The following is a 20982-nucleotide window of genomic DNA, read 5'->3' as shown; positions in this document are numbered from 1 at the left end:
TTACATGCGCGCTGCAGGCGGTAAGGGAAACTCGACTGCCCGTGCCCGGTCTCAACTTGCACACCGAATCATCTTCAGGAATGCCGTCATGAACCGTAGAACCCTCGCCATCAGCGCAATACTGCTGGCCTCGTCCGGCACCACGATGGCCGCCGACAGCAGCCCTGCCCTGCAAAAATGCATGGACAGCGCCAACACCACCGCCGCGATGGTCGGCTGCAACGCCCAGGAAACCAAGATCCAGGACAAGCGCCTGAACAGCGCCTACAAAACCGCGCTGCAGGCCCAACAAGGCCCGCGCAAGCAACAATTGCAGGATGTGCAGCGCCTGTGGATCAAGTACCGCGATGCCAATTGCGCCTTCGCTGGCTCCGCGACCGGCGGCAGTATTGACCAGGTCAATGGCTCTGGGTGTGTGCTGGACATGACCCAGACCCGCGCCGAAGAACTGGAAAACCTCGTCGGGCCTTGATCTCTGTGGGAGCGGGCTTGCCCGCGAAAAACCTGAGAGCGCCGCGTGTATCCAGAAAGCCCGCGTTATCGTTGACGCTTTTCGCGAGCAAGCTCGCTCCTACAGGGTGGGGTGATCAGTCGTGTTGCACCCGCGCACGCTTGAGCAGTTTCTTGCAGCGCTCGGACAAATGCAGCACCCGCAGGTGCTTGCCTGCCTTGGCGTAGCGCTCGCGCAGGGTCATCAATGCCGCGATGGCGGAGTAGTCGACAAAGCTCAGGTGCCGGCAGTCCAGCGTGACCTGGGCCGGATCGTTGGCCGGGTCGAACTGGTTCAAGAACGGCGTGGTCGAGGCAAAAAACAGCGTACCGTGCAGCCGATAGAGCTTGCTGCCATCCGCCTCCAGATGTTCATCGGCGTACAGCTCGCGGGCCTGTTGCCAGGCAAAATTGAGCGCGGCAATCACAATCCCGCACAGCACCGCCGTGGCCAGGTCGGTAAAGACGGTGATCACCGTCACCGCCATGATCACCAACACATCATTGAGCGGCACTTTGTTGATGACCCGCAGCGACGCCCAGGCAAACGTCTGCTGGGACACCACGAACATCACCCCCACCAGCGCCGCCAGGGGAATGCGCTCGATCAGCGGCGACAGGAACAAAATAAACAGCAGGATCATCACCCCGGCAAACACCCCGGAAAAACGCCCGCGCCCGCCCGAGCTGAGGTTGATCACCGTCTGCCCGATCATCGCGCAGCCGCCCATGCCGCCAAACACCCCGCTGACCATATTTGCCGCGCCCAGGGCCACGCTTTCACGGTCGGGGTAGCCACGGGTCTCGGTGATTTCATCGGTGAGGTTCAAGGTCAGTAGGGTTTCCAGCAGCCCCACCATCGCCATCAAAAACGCGTAGGGCGCGATGATGCCGAGGGTTTCCAGGGTCCAGGGAATCTGCGGGAGCGCGAAGGTCGGCAGGCCGCCGGCGATATGGGCCATGTCGCCCAGGGTGCGCGTGGGCAAGCCCAGTAGGTACACCGCCAGCCCCACGCCGAGAATCGCCACCAGCGCCGGCGGCACCGCGCGCGTCAGGCGCGGCAACAGGTAGACGATGGCCATGGTCGCTGCCACCAGCCCGCCCATCACATACAACGGCGTGCCGCGCAGCCAGGTCTCACCGCTCTTGAAATGCTCCAGTTGCGCCAGGGCAATGATGATCGCCAGGCCGTTGACGAAGCCGAGCATCACCGGGTGCGGCACCATGCGCACCAGTTTGCCCAGGCGCAGCAAGCCGAAGGCGATCATGATCAAACCGCCGAGCAGCACTGTCGCCAGCAGGTACTCCACGCCGTGTTGCACCACCAGCGCGACGATCACCACCGCCATCGACCCCGCCGCCCCCCGAAACCATCCCCGGCCGGCCGCCGAACAAGGCGGTCAAGGTGCAGATGATAAAGGCGCCATACAGCCCCATCAGCGGGTTGAGGTGGGCCACCAGGGCAAAGGCGATGCATTCGGGCAGCAAGGCAAAAGACGTGGTGAGTCCGGCCAGGGCATCGGCACGCAGACGAAAGAGCTTCATGGGGTTACCGGGGGATTGCGGGGAATGAGGTGGCGATGGTACGCAAATACATCAGATGGAACCACTGTGCTAAGCAGTCGGGTCAACAGGCGTAGCGCGCCAGCTTTTCCTGGATAAAGTCGAGGAAGCACTGGATACGCAGGGCCAGTTGCGAGTTGCGGTAGTACACCGCATTGATCGGCTGGCGATAACCACTGTTGAACGGCGCGAGTACCGTCTGCAAGCGGCCGGCGTTGATGTCTTCGATGGTCATGAAGTGCGACAGGCAGGCGATCCCCTGCCCCTCCAACGCCAGTTGGCGAAGGGTTTCACCGCTGGACGCGGCAATGTCCGGCTCGATCTGCCAACGATCACCCTGCACATGGCGCAGCGGCCAATGATTGAGGGTTTCGGTCTGGGTAAAACCGAGCAAGGTATGGCTGGCCAGGTCTGCCACGCTGGTCGGCGTGCCGTGTTGTTCAAGGTACGCCGGGCTGGCCAGGATATGCAGTGGACTGCAGCCCAGGGAGCGCGCATGCAAGGTCGAATCCGCCAGGGTGCCGATGCGGATCGCAATATCGGTACTCTGCTCCAGCAGGTCGATGATCAGGTCGTTGCTGTTGAGCTCCAATTGGATATCCGGGTACAGGCGGCGAAACTCGGCGACGTACGGCACGATGGCATGCAGCATGAACGGCGACGCCGCGTTGATCCGCAGGCGCCCGGACGGGGTTTTCTGCCGCGACGACAGGCGCTCTTCCAACTCGTCCATCTGCGCCAGGATCAGCTTGGCCTGTTCGAAGAAATACTTGCCCTCTTCGGTCAGGTCCATGCGCCGCGTGGTGCGGTTGATCAGGGTGGTGTCGAGCTTGGCTTCGAGCCGCGACAAGGTGCGGCTGACCGCCGAGGGCGTCTGCCCGACTTGTTCGGCGGCGGCGGAAATCGAACCGCACTCAATCACGCAGACGAAGATCTGTAGCTCATCGGATCGGGCTTTCAACGTGAATCCTCGTGAATACGGCTGCGTGGATACTAGCCGTATTACCGGGGCAGGTTAAACACCTGGGCCAGATGCTCCTCGTAACGCAGCACATCAGCCTCAATGGATGGGCGCTTCATCACGTCCACACAGAGGAACGTCGGCAGGCTGCTCATACCCAGGAACTGGTTGGCCTTGTGGAACGGGAAATACACCGCATCCACGCCCTTGGCCTCAAAGAAGTCGCTCGGATCGTCGAAGGCCGCCTGCGGCGCGTTCCAGGTCAGCGACAACATGTACTGCTTGCCCTGGATCAGGCCACCGCTGCCGTACTTTTGCGAGGCATCGGAACGGGTGCGGCCATCGCTGGCGTACAGGCTGCCGTGGCCTTCGGTGAAGACTTCGTCGATGTACTTCTTGACGATCCACGGGGCGCCCATCCACCAGCCGGGCATTTGATAGATGATCACGTCGGCCCAGAGGAACTTGGCGACTTCTTCGGCCACGTCGTAGCCGGCATCGATGTGGGTGACTTTCACGTCAATACCACCACGATCCAGCACGGCCAGGGCGGCGTCGTGCAGGGTGTCGTTGTAGCGACCGTCCGAGTGGGCGAATTTTTTACCACCGTTGAGCAACAGAACTTTTTTCATGGGGGTTACCTGAAGGTTGAAAATGTATGAGCGCAGGCTACGGGCAACCCCTCGGGTGAGTAAGCCACGGAACGGCAAAACACTTTTGACCTTCAAGCACGAGTAACTATCTGATTGTTGCGCTAGCCGCCAATCAACAGGTGCCCGCCCAGGGCCGCCATGCCGATAAAAAACACGCGCTTGAACAGCACACCGCTGATGCGCTGGCGCAGCTTTTGCCCCAGCCACATGCCCAGCAGCGCCGGTACTAGCGCCAGCAGCGAAGCATTCAATTCGCCGGCACCGAGATTGCCACGCCACAACAGCCCGGCTGCCAGGGCCAGGGTGGACACGGTGAAGGACAGGCCCAGCGCCTGCACCAGTTGGTCACGGTTCAAGCCCAGTGCTTGCAGGTAGGGCACGGCCGGGATCACGAAGACGCCGGTGGCCGAGGTGATGATCCCCGTCAGCAGGCCACACACAGGTCCCAGCCAACGCTCGGAGGCCGCCGGTACGCGCAAGGCGGGTAGAAACAAACCGCACAGCGCATACACCAGCAATGCCCCACCCAGCGCCCGAACCACCCATGGGCCAGCGTCCATGCCCAGCCAAAGTGAGCCGAGCCCGGTGCCGAGGAAAATCAGCAGGAGCATCGGCCACAGGCGTTTGCCTAATGCGCCCAAGTGACCACCGAAGGCCAGTTGCCAGAGGTTGGTGATGGTAGACGGGATGATGAGTAGGGCTGCAGCCTGCGCCGGCAGCATAGCCAGGCCGAGCAGGCCCATGGCGACGGTGGGCAGGCCCAGGCCGATAACGCCCTTGACGGTGCCGGCCAGCAGGAAGGTGCCGATCACCAGCAGCGTCAGGGCTGGGCCGAGGTTTTGGTAGAACGCTAGGAAGGTCGTCATGGCGGGAATTGTGCGGGTTTGGCGAGGGGTTGGAAATTCGCCATATACTGAGGCTGCCTCTTGTTTTGTGTGAGGCTCAGAACGCTATCGCAGGCAAGCCAGCTCCCACATTTTTGAATGTGTTCACAAATCCCAATGTGGGAGCTGGCTTGCCTGCGATGAGGCCCGTCCAGGCACCCGAGATTTCCAGCCATGCACTTTGACCTGATCGACCTGCGCCTCTACCTGCACATCCTCGACACCGGCAACATCACCGCCGGCGCCGCCCGCAGCCATTTATCCCTGGCCGCCGCCAGTGCGCGCATCCGCGCCATGGAGACCTCATTGGGCACCGCGTTCCTGCAGCGTGGCCGCCGTGGCGTGACCCCGACCGCCGCCGGCAACGCCCTGGCCCGGCACGCACGCCTGCTCTTGCAGCAGGCCGAGCGCCTGCAACAAGACCTGGCGGAGTACGCCAACGGCGTCAAAGGCCAGGTGCGTCTGCTGTGCAACACCACCGCCCTCAGCGAATACCTGCCGGAGTTGCTGGCGGATTTTCTCTGCGCCCACCCCAACCTCGATATCGACCTGCAAGAACTGCCCAGCCTGCGCATCACCCACGCCTTGCGCCAGGGCGCGGCGGACCTGGGGATTATTTCCGATGCGGTGGACACCCACGGTTTGCAGACCCGGCCGTTTCGCGATGATCCACTGGTGTTGATCCTGCCGACAGGGCACCCGCTCACCGCCGGCGCAGTGAGTTTTATCGACAGCCTGCCCTACGACTATGTGGGCCTGGCCGCCGACAGTGCATTGTCGGTGTACCTGGAGGAACAGGCCCTGCACGCGGGCTTCCGCTTACAGACCCGGGTACGTGCCGACGGGTTTGATGGGGTGATGCGCATGGTCGCCCGTGGTGCCGGGCTGGGGATTGTGCCGCTGGCGGCATTGCAGCGCTGGCCCCACGCGCAGCCATTTCAGGCCCAGCCCCTGACGGAAGACTGGGCCTGTCGCACACTGCTGTTATGCGCACGTTCGTTTGAGCAGTTGCCGGGTTATGCCACTGCCCTGCTGAACGCACTCACGGTAGGAGCGGGCTTGCCCGCGAAGGTCGTCAACGATAACGCGGGCTTGCAGGTTTAACGTGGCGTGCTCGGGTTTTTCGCGAGCACGCTCGCGCCTACAGGGGTTGCGCGGCGCTTGCGGAAGAACACGTAATACACCGCCGACAGGATCAACAGGAACGGCACGCCAAACACCAGGGTCATCTTGAACGCCTCGGTGAAGTAGGTGGTCACCATCACCGCGCCCATCAGCACCAGCCCCAGCAACGTGCTGTAGGGAAACAGCCGCAGTTGGAACGACAACTTCGGCCCGCCGTGACGCTTGCGGTAACGGCGGAAAAACAGGTGCGTGAGGAAGATCATGAACCAGGTAAAAATCGCGCCAAACATCGAGATGGCCATCATCAAGGTGAAGGAGCTTTCCGGGTACACCACGTTCAACAAGGTCGCCAGGGCGATGCCCGAACTGGAAAACAGCAATGCATTCAGGGGGATGCCGCTTTTACTCAAGGCACCCATGGATTTTGGCGCAAAGCCGCCACGGGACAGGCTGAACATCATGCGTGTGGTGATGTAGAGCTGACTGTTCATCGCCGACAATGCGGCAATCAGAATCACGAAGTTCATCACCCCGGTGGCGCCGGGAATGCCGATGGTCTGCATCACCGTGACAAACGGGCTCTGGCTCTGCCCGGACTGGTTCCACGGCACGATGGCCAGCATCAACGCCAGGGTCAGCAGGTAGAACACCACCAACCGCACAATCGTGGCACGGAAGGCTTTTTTCACCGCCTGCTCCGGGTCGGCCGCTTCACCCGCCGCCACCGCGATCATCTCCACGCTCAGGTAGCTGAAGATCGACACGATCACCGCGATCCACATGCCGCTCAGGCCATTGGGGAAAAAACCGCCATGGGCCGTGTAGTTCTGCACCCCGTAATCCGGGTTGCCAGAGCCGAACACCACATACACCGCAAGGATGATAAAGCCGACGATGGCGCTGATCTTGATCGTCGAGAACCAGTACTCGAAGTTACCGAACGTTTTCACACTGATGGCGTTGAGCACGATCAACACACTGGAGAACGAGACGATCCACACCCATTCCGGCACGTTGGCGAACCAGTACTTCATGTACATCGCCACCGCCGTGACCTCGGCGCCCACCGCCAGCACAATCGCCGCCCAGTAGGCATAGCGCACCAGGAACCCGGCCAATGGGCTGATATAGAACTCGGCGTAGGCGCCAAAGGAGCCGGAGGTGGAATGGGCCACCGTCATCTCCGCCAGGCAGCCCATCAACAACAGGGTGATCAACGCACCGATGGCGTAGCTGACCAGCACGCTGGGGCCGGCATAACCGATGGCATAGGCACTGCCCATGAACAGCCCGGTGCCAATGGCGCCACCGATGGCGATCATGCTCATTTGCCCGGAAGTGAGTTGGCGCCGCAGGCCCAACTCGCGATTGGTGATTGCTGCAAAGCCGTTGTCTGGCGTGGTCACGTGCGTGCCCCTTTTATTATTGTGATGGTTACTGCTGGCCAAGCACCTGTGGGAGCTGGCTGTGGGAGCCAGCTCCTACATGGGTTTTGTGGTGCGCTTAGGTGACGCTGTGGCGCACTTTGAATTGTGGTTGGTCCCAGGTTTTGCCATCGAGGATTTCGCCAAGGATTTCTACTGCATCCCACACCTCGGTGAAGCTGGTGTACAGCGGGGTAAAGCCAAAGCGCATGATCTTCGGCTCGCGGTAGTCACCGATCACGCCACGGGCGATCAGGGCTTGAATGATGGCGTAGCCTTCGGGGTGTTCGAAGCTCACATGACTGCCGCGCTTGGCATGCTCGAGCGGGGTGATCAGTGTCAGGGCGTGGGCGGCGCAGCGGCTTTGCACCAGCTCGATAAACAGGTCGGTCAGCGCCAGGGATTTACGACGCAGGCTGGCCATGTCGGTCTGGGCGAAGATATCCAGGCCGCACTCGACCATCGCCAACGAGGTGATCGGCTGGGTGCCGCACAGGTAGCGGGTGATGCCCTTGCCTGCGACGTAGTTGGACTCCATGGCGAACTGGCGGCTATGGCCGAACCAGCCCGACAGCGGCTGCGTCACCAGCTCTACCAGCGCCGGGTTGACCCAGACAAACGCCTGGGAACCGGGGCCGCCGTTGAGGTATTTGTAGGTGCAACCAATGGCGTAGTCGGCGCCGGCCTGGTGCAGGTCAATCGGCACCGCGCCCGCTGAATGCGCCAGGTCCCAGATCGCCAGCGCACCGCACTCATGGCTCAGGGCGGTCAGCGCCTGCATGTCGTGCATGTAGCCGGTCTTGTAGTTGACGTGGGTGATCATCACCACGGCGGTGTCCTGGTCGATGGCCGCTGGCAGTTCGTCCGGGCTGTTCACCAGGCGCAGGGAGTAGCCCTGTTGCAGCAGCGCAGCCAGGCCTTCGGCGATGTACAGGTCGGTGGGGAAGTTGCTCGCTTCACTGACAATCACTTTGCGTTGCGGCTGGCGTTGGCGCTGCACGGTCAAGGCTGCGCTGAGCACCTTGAACAGGTTGATCGAGGTGGTATCGGTAATCACCACTTCAGCCTCGCCCGCGCCGATCAGCGGCGCCAAGCGGTTGCCCAGGCGCTGAGACAGATCGGCCCAGCCGGCGCTGTTCCAACTGCGGATCAAACCATCGCCCCACTCCTGGGCAATCACCGCTTGCGCCCGCTCCAATGCCGCCACCGGACGTGCGCCGAGGGAGTTGCCGTCGAGGTAGATCACGCCTTCCGGCAGGGCGAATTGATCGCGCAGTGGCGCCAGCGGGTCCTGGGCATCGAGGGTCTGGCAATGGTTTCGGGTGGTCATGGAAAGTCCTGTTTTTATAGGTGACGATGGACCAAATAATGAACGAAGATTTGCAGAATTTTCGTGCAAAGTGCGCTACAACTGGCTTAATAAGCTGTAGGAAATTCGAATTTAACCTCCAAATACGCGGATTAATTCTAAGCATGATTCTCGACGCCACCGACCTGCGCCTCCTGCATTTCCTGCAACAGGATGGCCGTATCAGCAACCAGGAACTGGCGGAGAAAGTCGCCCTGTCGCCGTCCGCCTGCCTGCGCCGTTTGCGCCTTTTGGAGAGTGAAGGGGTGATCAGCGGTTATCGCGCGGTGCTCAATGCCGAGCAGTTGGGGATCGAGTTGGAAGCCATCGTCCACCTGTCATTGCGCCAGGATATGGAGGATTGGCACGAGACCTTTATCAAGAAGGTCCAGGGCTGGCCGGAAGTGGCCAGCGCCTATGTGATCACCGGCGCCAGCAACTATGTGTTGCGGGTACAGGCGCGCAACCTCAAGCACTTCTCCGACTTTATCGTGAACCACCTGAACCGCACGGCGGGGGTGATGGATATCCGCTCGGAGATCGTGCTGCAGAAGATCAAGGACCGGGATGAGGTGCTGGACCTGGTCGTACGCAAGTAACCAGCCCCACCACAAAACCAATGTGGGAGCGGGCTTGCTCGCGAAGGCGGTGTGTCAGTCAATACATCTGGCGACTGACACACCGCTTTCGCGAGCAAGCCCGCTCCCACATTTTTTTACCGCGCTCAGTCTTCGAGAGCGCGTACGCGCTGCAGGCGTTTTTGCTCGACCGCTGCCACCGCTGGCTGCAATTCGAAGTCAAAATCGATCTGCGCAAACTTGCCCTCCACATCAAACTCACGGGCCAGTTGCGGATCCTCGCTGAAGCGAATCTCGGCAATCAGTTCATCCCGGGTGGCGTAGGCAAAGTCATCGTGCAGATACGGATCATCCGACAGGTTGATCTGCGTGGTCAGGTGCCGATGCCCCGGCGCCGAGATAAAGAAGTGGATATGCGCCGGCCGCTGGCCGTGACGGCCCAGTTGATCGAGTAACTGCTGGGTCGGGCCGGTCGGTGGGCAGCCGTAGCCGGACGGCACGATGCTGCGAAAGCGGTAGTTGCCCTGGGCATCGGTCTCGATCCGGCGACGCAGGTTGAACTCCGATTGCGACGGGTCGAACCAGGAGTAAGTACCGCTGGTATTGGCCTGCCACACGTCCACAATCGCCCCGGCCAATGGCTTGCCGTCGACATCACGCACCTGCCCGCGCATGAACAGCGGCACCGCTGCATCCAGGCCATCATCCAGGCGCGCTTCATACTTGGACAGCGGCGCGCCCGCCACATACAACGGCCCTTCGATGGTGCGCGGGGTACCGCCGGACTTGCCGGCTTCCTCGTCGGCCGCGTCCATCAACATATCCAGGTAATGCTCCAGGCCCAGGCCTGCGGCAAGCAACCCGGCTTCCTGGTTCTTGCCCAGCTCATTGAGGTAGTTGACCGCCTTCCAGAACTCTTCCGGGGTCACTTCCAGGTCTTCAATGATGTTCACCGTATCGCGCAGGATCCGGTAGATCAGCGCCTTGGCCCGTGGGTTGCCGGCATCATTGAGGTTGCCGCTGGCTTCTTCGAGGAAGCGCTGGGCGTGGGCAGTCTGGGACAGTCGAATGGACATGGTGCAATCCTCATCTTGTAATTATTAGGGGGCTAGACAGACTCAGCGATCATCCTCATGGATCGACGATGGATGCCGGCACAGGGCATTCACTTCGATGGCCATGTAGGGATAGAGCGGCAGTTGCATCAGCAGGTCATGCAGTTCCTGCACGCTGTCGACATCGAACACGCTGTAGTTGGCGTACAACCCGGCGATACGCCACAGGTGGCGCCACTTGCCCTGCGCTTGCAGGCGTTGGGCCAGGGCTTTCTCGTCGGCCTTGAGGGCCGCTGCGCGCTCGGGGTTCATGTCCACAGGCAGGTTTACGGTCATTTTTACGTGGAACAACATCACAGGCGTCCTCTTAATGTTTGTCGCGACGGAAGAACGCCAGGCGTTCCTCATCGATGGCCAGGCCCAGGCCCGGGGCGGTCGAGACATGCAGGTGGAAATCGCGATACACCAGCGGCTCGCTGAGGATGTCCTCGGTGAGCAGCAGCGGCCCGAACAGCTCGGTGTCCCAGGCCAGTTTATTCAGGGTGAGAAACGCATGGGCCGAGGCCAGGGTGCCGATCCCACCTTCGAGCATGGTGCCGCCATACAGGCCGATCCCCGCCGCCTCGGCAATCGCCGCCGTGCGCAGCACTGCGCGCGGGCCGCCGTTTTTCGCGATCTTCAGGGCGAACACCGAGGCCGCGCCTTCGCGGGCCAGGTTGAAGGCATCTTCGACACATTCAATGGATTCATCCGCCATGATCGGCGCCGGGCTCGACAGGTTGAGACGAGCCATGCCGCCACGGTTGTTGCGCGAGATCGGCTGCTCGATCAGGTCGATACCGTTGTCACCCAGCACCTTGCAAGCGCGCAGGGCCACGGCTTCGTCCCAGGCCTGGTTGACGTCGACCCGCACGCTGGCGCGCTCGCCCAGGGCCTTTTTGATCGCGATCACATGGGCCAGGTCCTGGCTGACTTCACCGGCACCGATCTTTAACTTGAAGATCCGGTGCCGGCGCAGGTCGAGCATCTTCTCGGCCTCTTCGATGTCTTTTGCGGTGTTGCCGCTGGCCAGGGTCCACGCCACCGGCAAGGCATCGCGCACGCGGCCGCCGAGCAGTTCGCTGACGGGCAAACCCAGGCGCTTGCCGAGGGCATCGAGCAAAGCGCTTTCGATACCGGACTTGGCAAAAGTGTTGCCACGGATGCTGCGCTCCAGGCGCAACATGGCTGCATTGATGTTGCTGGCGTCCTGGCCGATCAACAGCGGGGCGAAGTGTTGGTCGATATTGATTTTGATGCTGTCGGGGCTTTCGTTGCCGTAGCTCAGGCCACCGATGGTGGTGGACTCGCCAATCCCTTCGATGCCGTCGGCGCAACGCACGCGGATGATCACCAGGGTCTGGTTCTGCATGGTGTGCATCGCCAGCTTGTGCGGGCGGATGGTGGGGAGGTCGACGATGATGGTCTCGATCGACTCGATGGCGCAAATCGGCATGGCAATACCCGTTGGGTTCTTTATAGGTCTGGCCTGATTCTGTCGCCCATTGTTATTGGCTTCCAATATAGAATTGGTCTCGAACAATACCTTCAAGGTATGAGAGGAATCCGTATGGAACTGCGCCACCTGCGTTACTTCCAGGTGCTGGGGGAAACCCTGAACTTCACCCGCGCCGCCGAACGCCTGCACATTGCCCAGCCGCCGTTGAGCCGGCAGATCCAGCAATTGGAAGATGAGTTGGGCGTGATCCTGCTGGAGCGTGGTCGGCCACTGCGGCTGACCGAAGCCGGGCGCTACTTCTATGAACACGCCAATGTGCTGTTGGAGCAACTGGCCAAGACCTGCGACAACACCCGGCGCATTGGCCTGGGGCAGAAGACCTGGCTGGGCATCGGTTTTGCCCCCTCGACCCTGTATGGCGTGCTGCCAGAGCTGATTCGCCGTCTGCGCAGCCATGACGCCCTGGAGCTGGAATTGGGCCTGGCGGAGATGACGACCCTGCAACAGGTCGAAGCGCTCAAGGCCGGGCGCATCGATGTGGGCTTCGGGCGGATTCGCATTGATGACCCGGCCATCGTCCAGCGCGTGCTGGTGGAGGATCGACTGGTGGCGGTGCTGCCCGCCGGGCACCCGCTGCTGGACGCCCCCGTGACCCTCGCGCAACTGGCCGCCGAGCCGTTGGTGCTCTACCCCGGCAACCCGCGCCCCAGCTATGCCGACCATGTGATCGCCCTGTTCGACACCCACGGCCTGGCGATCAAGGTGGCGCAATGGACCAACGAATTGCAGACCGCTATCGGCCTGGTCGGGGCCGGCATGGGGGTGACGCTGGTGCCGGCGTCGGTGCAGATGCTGCACCGGGCGGATATCGGCTATACGCCGATTATCGAGGCTACGGCGACTTCGCCGATCATTCTCAGCCGGCGGATTAATGATCAGTCGCCGGGGCTGGGTCATTGCCTGCAATTGGTTGAAGAGCTGATCTGAAACAGCCCAAACACCACTGCCCCAATGTAGGAGCGGGCTTGCCTGCTCCCACATTTTGATTTGCAGTGTGTTCAAGCACCGCGCATCCGTCGGGCATCGTTGCGCTGCAAGGTCTGGCTGGGGGACTCGTCGAACAGTTTGCGGTACTCCGCCGAAAACCTTCCCAGGTGGGTAAAGCCCCAGCCCAGGGCAATCTCGGAGATGGTGCGGGTGGCCCCGTGTTCGAGAATTTCCTGGCGCACCGCGCTCAGGCGGTACTTTTTCAAATACGCCATGGGCGACAGGGCAAAGTATTTGCGAAAGGCATCGAACAGCTTGAACCGCGATACGCCGGTAGCCGCCTCCAGGTCTTCCAGGTGCAGCGCTTCGCGGGCGTTGGCGTGAATATACTGGCGGGCGCGGAGCAGATAGTGGGGCAACTTGACCCCCAGCACGTCGCGCAACTCTTCGGAATAGTTGTTCGGCTGGGCCAGGATCAGGCCCTTGATCAGCGAGCTTTCCAGGTCACGGGTAAACGCCGCCTGGTCATACAGCTCGCTGCTGTGCTCCAGCTCCGCAATGAAGTGCCGCGCCATGCGCCACCACGCTGCCGGTGCGCCCTGCACCGCATCCATCACCGATTCAAAGCGCAGCGGCGCATCAATCGGTCGCTGCAACAGACCCTCCAGGGTTTCGCTCATTGCCGCACGGGTAATCACCACTTGCAGCTTGCGACAGTCGCCGGAGATCGCCAGCACCTGGTGTTCATTGGGCGAAATGATCACGCCCTGATCGCGGTTGGAGCTCAGGCGCTGGCCACCCTTGCTCAGTTCTTGCTCGCCCACCAGCGGCAGGCTCAGGCTGTAGCTGCTGAAGTGTTCGGCGTCTTCGATATCGATGGTCACGTCGGTGCCGTACTCGATCACCCCCAGCGTGGTGGCGCGGGACTTGAACACATTGGCACTGTGGTGAAAGCGCAGGCGCTCCGGGGTGGCGGTTTCCAGCCGATGGGGCCCGCAGATGCCAGACATCCAACTGCGGGCGCCTTCAAGGTCGAAACGTTCAATACGAATATCGCGTGTATGGCTACTCATCAGGGTGCACTCACGGCGGTTGTGGCCAGCGCGCTCTGACGGCGCGTCCGGTGGATCAAGGCAAGTTCTGCGCCACGTCGCGCACTTGTCCACTGGGTGGATAACGAGCGTCGACTATGTGGATAAGAAGCCGGCTTTTTCGACCATTGCCTAGCCTGACAGTAGCGCATTCCCCGGCGTCGTTGCACTGAAGTGGGTATTTGCGCCCCAACTATGCGGCCCATCTTCCCCCACTAAGCGGATAGCTGGGCGCCCCCCTGCCCGCCTCTAATGAACCACCGATTAGCTACCCAATAAAAGGTGCCTCCCATGAGTGGTGCAAGAAGCGTCGAGCAGTGGAAAACGTTCATCGAAAGCTGCCTGGACTTTCGTCCGGCCGAGGGTGTGTTCCGCATCGCCCGGGACATGTTTACCGAGCCCGAGCTGTTCGACCTGGAGATGGAACTGATCTTCGAAAAGAACTGGATCTACGCCTGCCACGAAAGCGAACTGGCCAATAACCATGACTTCGTGACCATGCGTGCCGGGCGCCAGCCGATGATCATCACCCGCGACGGTGAAGGCCAGCTCAATGCCTTGATCAACGCCTGCCAGCATCGCGGCACCACCCTGACCCGCGTCGGCAAGGGTAACCAGTCCACCTTCACCTGCCCGTTCCACGCCTGGTGCTACAAGAGCGATGGCCGCCTGGTGAAGGTCAAGGCGCCGGGGGAATACCCGGAAGGTTTCGACAAGGCCACTCGGGGCCTGAAGAAGGCGCGCATCGAAAGCTACAAGGGCTTTGTGTTTATCAGCCTCGACGTGCAGGGCACCGACAGCCTGCAAGACTTCCTCGGCGACGCCAAAGTGTTCTTCGACATGATGGTCGCGCAGTCCGCCACCGGTGAGCTGGAAGTGCTGCCGGGCAAGTCGGCCTATACCTACGACGGCAACTGGAAGCTGCAAAACGAAAACGGCCTGGACGGCTACCACGTCAGCACCGTGCACTATAACTACGTGGCCACGGTGCAGCATCGCCAGCAGGTCAACACCGAAAACGGCAGCGCCTGCGGCAGCACCCTGGACTACAGCAAACTCGGCGCTGGCGATGCCAACACCGATGACGGCTGGTTTGCCTTCAACAACGGCCACAGCGTGTTGTTCAGCGACATGCCCAACCCCAGCGTGCGCTCCGGCTACGCCACCATCATGCCGCGCCTGGTGGCAGAACACGGCCAGCAGAAGGCCGAGTGGATGATGCACCGCCTGCGCAACTTGAACGTCTACCCGAGCCTGTTCTTCCTCGACCAGATCAGCTCGCAACTGCGCATTATCCGCCCGGTGGCGTGGAACAAGACCGAGATCATCAGCCAGTGCCTGGGGGTCAAGCACGAGTCCGACGCCGACCGCGAAAACCGCATCCGCCAGTTTGAAGACTTCTTCAACGTGTCCGGCATGGGCACCCCGGATGACCTGGTGGAATTTCGCGAAGCCCAACGTGGTTTCCAGGGCCGCCTGGAACGCTGGAGCGATATCTCCCGGGGCAGCCACCGCTGGGAAACCGGGTCGACGCCCAACAGCGAGGCCATCGGCATCACACCGGCGATGACTGGCACCGAATTCACCCACGAAGGGCTGTACGTCAACCAGCACCGCAACTGGCAGACATTCCTGCTGGACGGTCTCGACGCACAAGCCCTGAAACTGCACGAGGTGAAATGATGAACGCGCAATTGCAGTACCAGATCGAGCAGTTTTTCTACCGCAAATCCGAGCTGTGCGACGCCCAGGACTGGGATGCCTATGTGCAGTTGTTTGACCCGCAGAGTGAGTTCCATCTGCCGCAGTGGGATTCGGAACACGTCTATACCCGCGACCCCAAGCGCGAGATGTCGCTGATCTACTACGCCAACCGTTCGGGCCTGGAAGACCGGGTATTCCGCCTGCGCACCGGCAAGGCTGCGTCCGCCACACCGATGCCGCGCACCTTGCACCTGATCAACAACGTGCGAGTTACCGAGCTGGCAGACGGCTGCCTGGAGGTGCGCTTGAACTGGCACACGCTGTTTTATCGGTTGGCGATGTCGGAGCAGTTCTATGGCCACGCCACCTATAGCCTCAAGCCCCATGGCGACAGTTGGCTGATCACGCGCAAGCATGCGCTGCTGCTCAACGACACCATCAACTCGGTGCTGGATTTCTACCACCTCTGACGTTGACGTCCCCCCTTCAACTGTAGGAGCGAGCTTGCTCGCGAAAAAACCAAGGGCTGCGCGTGCATTCAGGATGCCCGCGCCATCGTTAACGTTTTTCGCGAGCAAGCTCGCTCCTACAGGTATTACCCAATCCATGGAGAACGGTGGATGAATCACAAAGTGGCCTTCAGTTTTGCCGACGGCAAGACCTTGTTCTTCCCAGTGGGCGCCAACGAGATCCTGCTGGACGCGGCGCTGCGCAACGGGATCAAGATCCCCCTCGATTGCCGCGAAGGTGTCTGCGGCACCTGCCAGGGTCGCTGCGAATCCGGCGACTACAGCCAGGATTATGTGGACGACGAGGCGCTTTCCAGCCTCGACCTGCAACAGCGCAAAATGCTCAGTTGCCAGACCCGGGTGCAATCCGACGCGACGTTTTACTTCGATTTCGATTCAAGCCTGTGTAATGCGCCGGGCCCCGTGCAGATCAGTGCCAAGGTGTGCGAAGTGCAGCACGTGTCGGCCAGCACCGCGATCCTGTCGGTGCAATTGGAACAGTCCCTGGACTTTCTACCGGGCCAATATGCGCGCCTGTCGATTCCAGGCACTCAGCACCAGCGCTCCTACTCCTTCGCCAACCGCCCGGGCAACCGCTTGCAGTTCCTGATCCGCCTGCTGCCGGATGGGGTGATGAGCAACTACATGCGCGAACGCTGCCAGGTCGGCGATGAAATCACCCTGGAAGCGCCGCTGGGTGCGTTTTATCTAAGGCACGTCACCCAGCCATTGGTACTGGTGGCCGGCGGCACCGGCTTGTCGGCGCTGCTGGGAATGCTCGACGAATTGGCCGAGCGTGGCTGCGAGCAACCGGTACACCTGTATTACGGTGTGCGCGGTGCCGAGGATTTGTGCGAGGCCGAGCGCATCAAGGCGTATGCCCAATCCATCCGTGGTTTTCGCTACACCGAAGTGCTCAGCGACCCATCGCCGCAGTGGTTGGGCAAACGCGGTTATTTGACCGAGCATTTCGACCTGGCCGAATTGCGGGATAGATCGGCAGATATGTACGTATGCGGCCCCCCTCCAATGGTCGAATCCATCAAGAACTGGCTGCAAGAACAGGCACTTGATGGCGTTCAGCTGTATTACGAAAAGTTTACCGAGAGTAATATCTGACCCCTCAGCAGTGAGGGGCGGGTCTGGCGTGCAGGATCAACCCTGAAAAAAACAAGTAGAAGGGAATGTTAATGGCGGATGACATGGTTAACCCGGTGGGCCTCAAGCGTGGCCTGAAAAACCGGCATATTCAGTTGATTGCCCTGGGTGGGGCGATTGGTACGGGCTTGTTCCTCGGTTCGGCCGGGGTGCTGAAGTCGGCGGGGCCGTCGATGATCCTGGGCTATGCGATAGCCGGGTTTATCGCGTTCCTGATCATGCGCCAGTTGGGCGAGATGATCGTCGAGGAACCGGTCGCCGGCTCCTTCAGCCACTTCGCCCACAAGTACTGGGGCGGCTACGCAGGCTTCCTCGCCGGCTGGAACTACTGGGTGCTGTATGTGCTGGTGGGCATGGCCGAATTGACGGCGGTGGGCAAGTACATCCAGTTCTGGTGGCCGGAAATACCGACCTGGGTCAGTGCCGTGGTGTTCTTCATTGCGGTGAACCTGATCAATACCCTGAACGTGAAGTTCTTCGGTGAGACCGAGTTCTGGTTCGCGATCATCAAGGTGGTGGCGATCATCGGCATGATCGTGCTCGGCTGCTACCTGCTGTTCAGCGGCACCGGCGGACCACAGGCCTCGATCAGCAACCTGTGGGACCACGGCGGCTTCTTCCCCAATGGCGGCATGGGCCTGCTGATGGCCATGGCCTTCATCATGTTCTCGTTCGGTGGCCTGGAGCTGGTGGGTATTACCGCCGCCGAAGCCAGCGAGCCACGCAAAGTGATCCCCAAGGCGATCAACCAGGTGGTGTACCGGATCCTGATTTTCTACGTCGGCGCCCTCACCGTGCTGCTGTCGCTGTACCCATGGGATCAACTGCTGCAAACCCTCGGTGCCTCAGGCGATGCCTACAGCGCCAGCCCATTCGTGCAGATCTTCTCGCTGATTGGTAACGACACCGCCGCGCACATCCTCAACTTCGTGGTGCTGACTGCGGCGCTGTCGGTGTACAACAGCGGCGTGTACTGCAACAGCCGCATGCTCTTCGGCCTGGCCGAGCAAGGCGACGCGCCCAAGGCGCTGATGAAGCTCAACAAGCAAGGCGTACCGCTGCGCGCCCTGGGCATTTCGGCCCTGGTGACGCTGCTGTGCGTGGTGATCAACTACGTGGCGCCCAAGGATGCCCTGGTACTGTTGTTTGCCCTGGTGGTTGCGTCGCTGATGATCAACTGGGCGCTGATCAGCCTGACCCACATCAAGTTCCGCAAGGCCATGGGTGAACAAGGCGTAGTGCCGACGTTCAAGACTTTCTGGTTCCCGTTCAGCAACTACCTGTGCCTGGCGTTCATGCTGGTGATCGTGGGCGTGATGCTGGCGATTCCGGACATGCGCCCGTCGGTGTATGCGATGCCGGTGTGGGTGGGGATTCTCTTCCTGGCGTACTGGTTGCGCGCCAAGAAGACCAAGGCTGTGGCTGTCGCGCAGTAACCTGTGTTGAGGCCCGCTCATCTGGGAGCGGGCTTGTGTGGGCTTGCTCGCGAAAGCAGTGGGTCAGTCAACATCAATGTTTGCTGAGCCGACGTCTTCGCGAGCAAGCCCGCTCCCACATTTGATCTTCGCTGCTTTGAGCATTGCGTTCGTTTAAGGCTAGCCCGGCGCCCATATGAACAGGGCCACAATAGGAATGTATTGCCAATGAAAAAGCCCCGGAGAACCGGGGCTTTTTTATTACAGCGTTGAACGCACTCGCCACAGCTCGGGGAACAGCACGGTGTCGAGCATCTTGCGCAAGTACCCCACACCTTCGGTGCCGCCGGTGCCCGGCTGGAAACCGATGATTCGCTCTACGGTGGTGACATGGCGGAAGCGCCATTGGCGGAACGAGTCCTCCAGGTCGATAAACTTCTCGGCCAACTGATACAGGTCCCAGTAACGGTTCGGATCGCGATACACCTCGCGCCACGCCGCCTCCACGGATTCGTCATGCACCGTAGGCGCCGTCGGATCGCGTTGCGCGCGCTGCGGGTCAATCGCCAGGCCCGCCTTGATCATCAGGTTGATCGCCTCGTCATACAGCGACGGCGTGGCAATCGCCACTTGCAGCTCCTTGAGCAACTCCGGGCGGTGGGCGTGAGGCCGCAACAGCGCCGCGCTTTTGTTGCCGAGGATGAACTCGATTTCCCGGTACTGGAACGACTGGAAACCCGACGACTGCCCCAGGTACGGGCGGATCGACTTGTATTCCGACGGCGTCATGGTCGCCAGGACCGCCCAGGCGTGCACCAGTTGGTCGAAGATGCGCGACACCCGCGCCAGCATCTTGAACGCCGGCGCCAGCTCACCCAGGCGCACGTGCTCACGGGCGGCCTTGAGTTCGTGGAGCATCAGCTTCATCCACAGCTCGGAAGTCTGGTGCTGGATGATAAACAGCATTTCGTTATGGTCCGGCGACAGCGGGTGCTGGGCCGTGAGCACTTTGCCCAGGTCCAGGTAATCGCCGTAGCTCATGGACTCGGAAAAATTCAGCTCGGCGTTATGCCACTCTTCCGGCGGCTGGTAATCAGGGGAGAAAGGACACTGGCTCATCGCGTGGGCTCCTTGAGCGGGCGCAGGATTGCTCGTACCGGGCTGGCATCGAGGTTGGCAAAACGCAGCGGCAGGGCGATCAACTCGTAATCGCCTTGCGGTACATCGTCGAGCACGATGCCTTCGAGAATCGCCATGCCATGACGGGCGACAGCGTTGTGAGCATCCATGGTCTTGGACTGTTGCGGGTCCAGGGACGGGGTGTCGATGCCAATCAAACGTACGCCCAGGCTGGCCAGCAGCTCGACGGTTTCTTGGGCGACGGCGGTGAAGCTCGAATCCCAATTAGTCAGTGGCGCCTGTTGATAAGTACGCAACAGAACCCGTTCCGGCAGGTTATCCAGGTGGCCTTGCAACTGCTCCGGCTGCACCAGCGCGCCGCCGTCCAGGCAATACACCACCCGGCAGGGGCCCATGTACACCTCCAGCGAGACTTCGCCGATGGGCGCACCGTCGGCGCTGTAGTGCAACGGCGCATCGACATGGGCGCCGGTGTGGGGCGACAGGGTGATGCGCCCAACGTTGACCGGGCATTCGGGGCCGAACTGCCAGACGCGCTCTTCCTGGAACGGCGTATCGCCCGGCCACGTCGGGGTGGCGGTGCTCAAGGGTGGGCTGATATCCCACCACGTTTTTATTGGATTCATACGAGGCTCTCGGTTGTTTCTAAAGTGAATGATACGAGGGCCAGCGGTAAATATTCTTGCGAATTCCAGCGCAAAGGCTGATTTCTTTCGTACTTACTGCGAAGAAATGTCTGATTAGTGAATGGATCCTTCAGCCACCGCAGATCAAATGTGGGAGCGGGCTTGCCCGCGATTGCGCAGTGTCAGGCAATGATTCATCAACTGACCCACCGCTTTCGCGAGCAAGCCCGCTCCCACAGGGGTTTTGTGTATTTTTGCAGAGTGTGTGAGCTGCGCTTCTGGGCATCCCGATGTCGAGTTCAGACCATAGGCATTTGCCCCGGCGCTATAGGGTTCACCTTTCCCTTCCCTGCCTTGGAGCCATCATGTCCCAGCCCATCACCGTATTGCGCGATACCCACCCCCTGCCGGTCCTGGATGCCTGCAAATGGGAGAAGCTCGAAGGCGACCCGCACACCGTCAACCTCAACGCCTATACCAGCGAAGACGGCAGCAAGATCATGGGCACCTGGATCTGCACCCCCGGCAAATGGCGGGTGGAGTATGTGAAGTGGTTGGTCGACCTCAAGGTGTTACAAATCAGTTGACCCCTCCCCGATCCCCTTCTATATTCGCGGCCCTTCCTCTCCTAGGCCGCAAGCGTGACCCTCTCAGCACCACCTCCTTCGCGATTCCAAGATCTTGAACCTACGAGACTGACCGGCGCTCTGGTGCTTGTTGCTCCAAGGCTAAGCCGTCGATGAGGCTCGTTTTTTCAACGGAGAGCTTCAAGGT

Annotated in this window: 19 protein-coding genes and 2 pseudogenes; 9 read left to right on the top strand and 12 right to left on the bottom strand. The window is 61.0% G+C overall.

Features of this window, described 5'->3' with window-relative positions; genetic code table 11:
* Window positions 1–88 precede the first annotated feature (88 nt).
* Window positions 89–472, top strand: a complete 384-nt coding sequence (locus JTY93_RS03370) for a lysozyme inhibitor LprI family protein (protein WP_205478845.1) — start codon at window positions 89–91, stop codon at window positions 470–472.
* 115 nt (window positions 473–587) lie between these two features.
* Here the strand turns inward: JTY93_RS03370 and JTY93_RS03365 are convergent.
* The 4 genes and pseudogenes from JTY93_RS03365 to JTY93_RS03350 form a co-directional block, all read right to left on the bottom strand.
* Window positions 588–2034 (bottom strand): annotated as a pseudogene (locus JTY93_RS03365) (SulP family inorganic anion transporter).
* 82 nt (window positions 2035–2116) lie between these two features.
* Window positions 2117–3013, bottom strand: a complete 897-nt coding sequence (locus JTY93_RS03360; protein ID WP_205478843.1) for a LysR family transcriptional regulator — start codon at window positions 3011–3013, stop codon at window positions 2117–2119.
* Between the two features lie 41 nt (window positions 3014–3054).
* Window positions 3055–3645, bottom strand: coding sequence for an NADPH:quinone oxidoreductase MdaB (gene mdaB, locus JTY93_RS03355; RefSeq protein ID WP_205478841.1), 591 nt, complete (start codon window positions 3643–3645; stop codon window positions 3055–3057).
* A gap of 122 nt (window positions 3646–3767) precedes the next feature.
* Window positions 3768–4532, bottom strand: coding sequence for a sulfite exporter TauE/SafE family protein (locus JTY93_RS03350; RefSeq protein WP_205478840.1), 765 nt, complete (start codon window positions 4530–4532; stop codon window positions 3768–3770).
* A 192-nt stretch (window positions 4533–4724) separates the two neighbouring features.
* Here JTY93_RS03350 and JTY93_RS03345 point away from each other — a divergent pair, with 192 nt between their 5' ends.
* Window positions 4725–5654 (top strand): LysR substrate-binding domain-containing protein, encoded by a 930-nt coding sequence (locus JTY93_RS03345; RefSeq protein ID WP_205478839.1) that lies wholly within the window; start codon window positions 4725–4727, stop codon window positions 5652–5654.
* Here JTY93_RS03345 and JTY93_RS03340 read toward each other — a convergent pair.
* Together JTY93_RS03340 and kynU are read right to left on the bottom strand one after the other, a co-directional pair.
* Window positions 5651–7081, bottom strand: coding sequence for an amino acid permease (locus JTY93_RS03340; RefSeq protein ID WP_205478838.1), 1431 nt, complete (start codon window positions 7079–7081; stop codon window positions 5651–5653). The genes JTY93_RS03345 and JTY93_RS03340 overlap by 4 nt on opposite strands.
* 97 nt (window positions 7082–7178) lie before the next feature.
* A complete protein-coding gene (kynU, locus tag JTY93_RS03335; RefSeq protein WP_205478837.1) occupies window positions 7179–8429 on the bottom strand; it encodes a kynureninase in 1251 nt (416 codons plus the stop codon).
* A gap of 143 nt (window positions 8430–8572) precedes the next feature.
* Between kynU and JTY93_RS03330 the strand changes: the two genes are divergently transcribed.
* The gene (locus tag JTY93_RS03330) at window positions 8573–9046 is read left to right on the top strand and encodes an Lrp/AsnC family transcriptional regulator (RefSeq protein ID WP_029299899.1); all 474 of its coding nucleotides are present in this window, start codon (window positions 8573–8575) and stop codon (window positions 9044–9046) included.
* A 125-nt stretch (window positions 9047–9171) separates the two neighbouring features.
* Here JTY93_RS03330 and catA read toward each other — a convergent pair whose 3' ends face one another.
* Genes catA through JTY93_RS03315 form a run of 3 tightly spaced genes read right to left on the bottom strand, consistent with a single transcriptional unit; the run spans window position 9172 to window position 11575 of the window.
* Window positions 9172–10101, bottom strand: coding sequence for a catechol 1,2-dioxygenase (gene catA, locus JTY93_RS03325; protein ID WP_205479159.1), 930 nt, complete (start codon window positions 10099–10101; stop codon window positions 9172–9174).
* A 42-nt stretch (window positions 10102–10143) separates the two neighbouring features.
* A complete protein-coding gene (gene catC, locus JTY93_RS03320) occupies window positions 10144–10434 on the bottom strand; it encodes a muconolactone Delta-isomerase (RefSeq protein ID WP_029299901.1) in 291 nt (96 codons plus the stop codon).
* A 13-nt stretch (window positions 10435–10447) separates the two neighbouring features.
* Window positions 10448–11575 carry a muconate cycloisomerase family protein gene (locus tag JTY93_RS03315; protein WP_205479167.1) on the bottom strand — a complete coding sequence of 376 codons (1128 nt, stop codon included), beginning with the start codon at window positions 11573–11575 and terminating at the stop codon, window positions 10448–10450.
* 114 nt (window positions 11576–11689) lie between these two features.
* On the opposite strand from JTY93_RS03315, the gene JTY93_RS03310 reads away from it, so the two are divergent.
* Window positions 11690–12565, top strand: a complete 876-nt coding sequence (locus JTY93_RS03310) for a LysR family transcriptional regulator (protein ID WP_205479169.1) — start codon at window positions 11690–11692, stop codon at window positions 12563–12565.
* A gap of 71 nt (window positions 12566–12636) precedes the next feature.
* Here JTY93_RS03310 and JTY93_RS03305 read toward each other — a convergent pair whose 3' ends face one another.
* Window positions 12637–13638: an AraC family transcriptional regulator gene (locus tag JTY93_RS03305; protein ID WP_205479172.1), complete on the bottom strand. Its 1002-nt coding sequence runs from the start codon at window positions 13636–13638 to the stop codon at window positions 12637–12639.
* A gap of 309 nt (window positions 13639–13947) precedes the next feature.
* Here JTY93_RS03305 and antA point away from each other — a divergent pair, with 309 nt between their 5' ends.
* The 4 genes from antA (at window position 13948) to JTY93_RS03285 (ending at window position 18463) form a co-directional block, all read left to right on the top strand.
* The gene (gene antA / locus JTY93_RS03300; RefSeq protein ID WP_205479182.1) at window positions 13948–15339 is read left to right on the top strand and encodes an anthranilate 1,2-dioxygenase large subunit; all 1392 of its coding nucleotides are present in this window, start codon (window positions 13948–13950) and stop codon (window positions 15337–15339) included.
* On the top strand, window positions 15339–15830 hold the full coding sequence (antB, locus tag JTY93_RS03295) for an anthranilate 1,2-dioxygenase small subunit (RefSeq protein WP_029299908.1): 492 nt from the start codon (window positions 15339–15341) through the stop codon (window positions 15828–15830). The genes antA and antB overlap by 1 nt, the downstream gene beginning before the upstream one ends.
* 150 nt (window positions 15831–15980) lie before the next feature.
* Window positions 15981–16988: an anthranilate 1,2-dioxygenase electron transfer component AntC gene (gene antC, locus JTY93_RS03290; protein ID WP_205479192.1), complete on the top strand. Its 1008-nt coding sequence runs from the start codon at window positions 15981–15983 to the stop codon at window positions 16986–16988.
* A 71-nt stretch (window positions 16989–17059) separates the two neighbouring features.
* Window positions 17060–18463 (top strand): amino acid permease, encoded by a 1404-nt coding sequence (locus tag JTY93_RS03285; protein WP_205479194.1) that lies wholly within the window; start codon window positions 17060–17062, stop codon window positions 18461–18463.
* 240 nt (window positions 18464–18703) lie between these two features.
* Here JTY93_RS03285 and kynA read toward each other — a convergent pair whose 3' ends face one another.
* Window positions 18704–19561 (bottom strand): tryptophan 2,3-dioxygenase, encoded by an 858-nt coding sequence (kynA, locus tag JTY93_RS03280; protein ID WP_029299913.1) that lies wholly within the window; start codon window positions 19559–19561, stop codon window positions 18704–18706.
* Window positions 19558–20208, bottom strand: coding sequence for an arylformamidase (kynB, locus tag JTY93_RS03275; protein ID WP_205479204.1), 651 nt, complete (start codon window positions 20206–20208; stop codon window positions 19558–19560). Before kynB ends, kynA begins: the two co-directional genes overlap by 4 nt.
* A gap of 365 nt (window positions 20209–20573) precedes the next feature.
* Between kynB and JTY93_RS03270 the strand changes: the two are divergent.
* A pseudogene (locus JTY93_RS03270) lies at window positions 20574–20762 on the top strand (cupin domain-containing protein); the annotation flags it as partial.
* Window positions 20763–20982: the final 220 nt, after the last annotated feature.

The sequence above is a fragment of the Pseudomonas hygromyciniae genome, assembly GCF_016925675.1.
GTDB classification, from domain to species: Bacteria; Pseudomonadota; Gammaproteobacteria; order Pseudomonadales; family Pseudomonadaceae; genus Aquipseudomonas; species Aquipseudomonas hygromyciniae.
The sequence above is the reverse complement of the archived record's forward strand: the minus strand, read 5'-3'. Positions and strand labels throughout refer to the sequence as shown.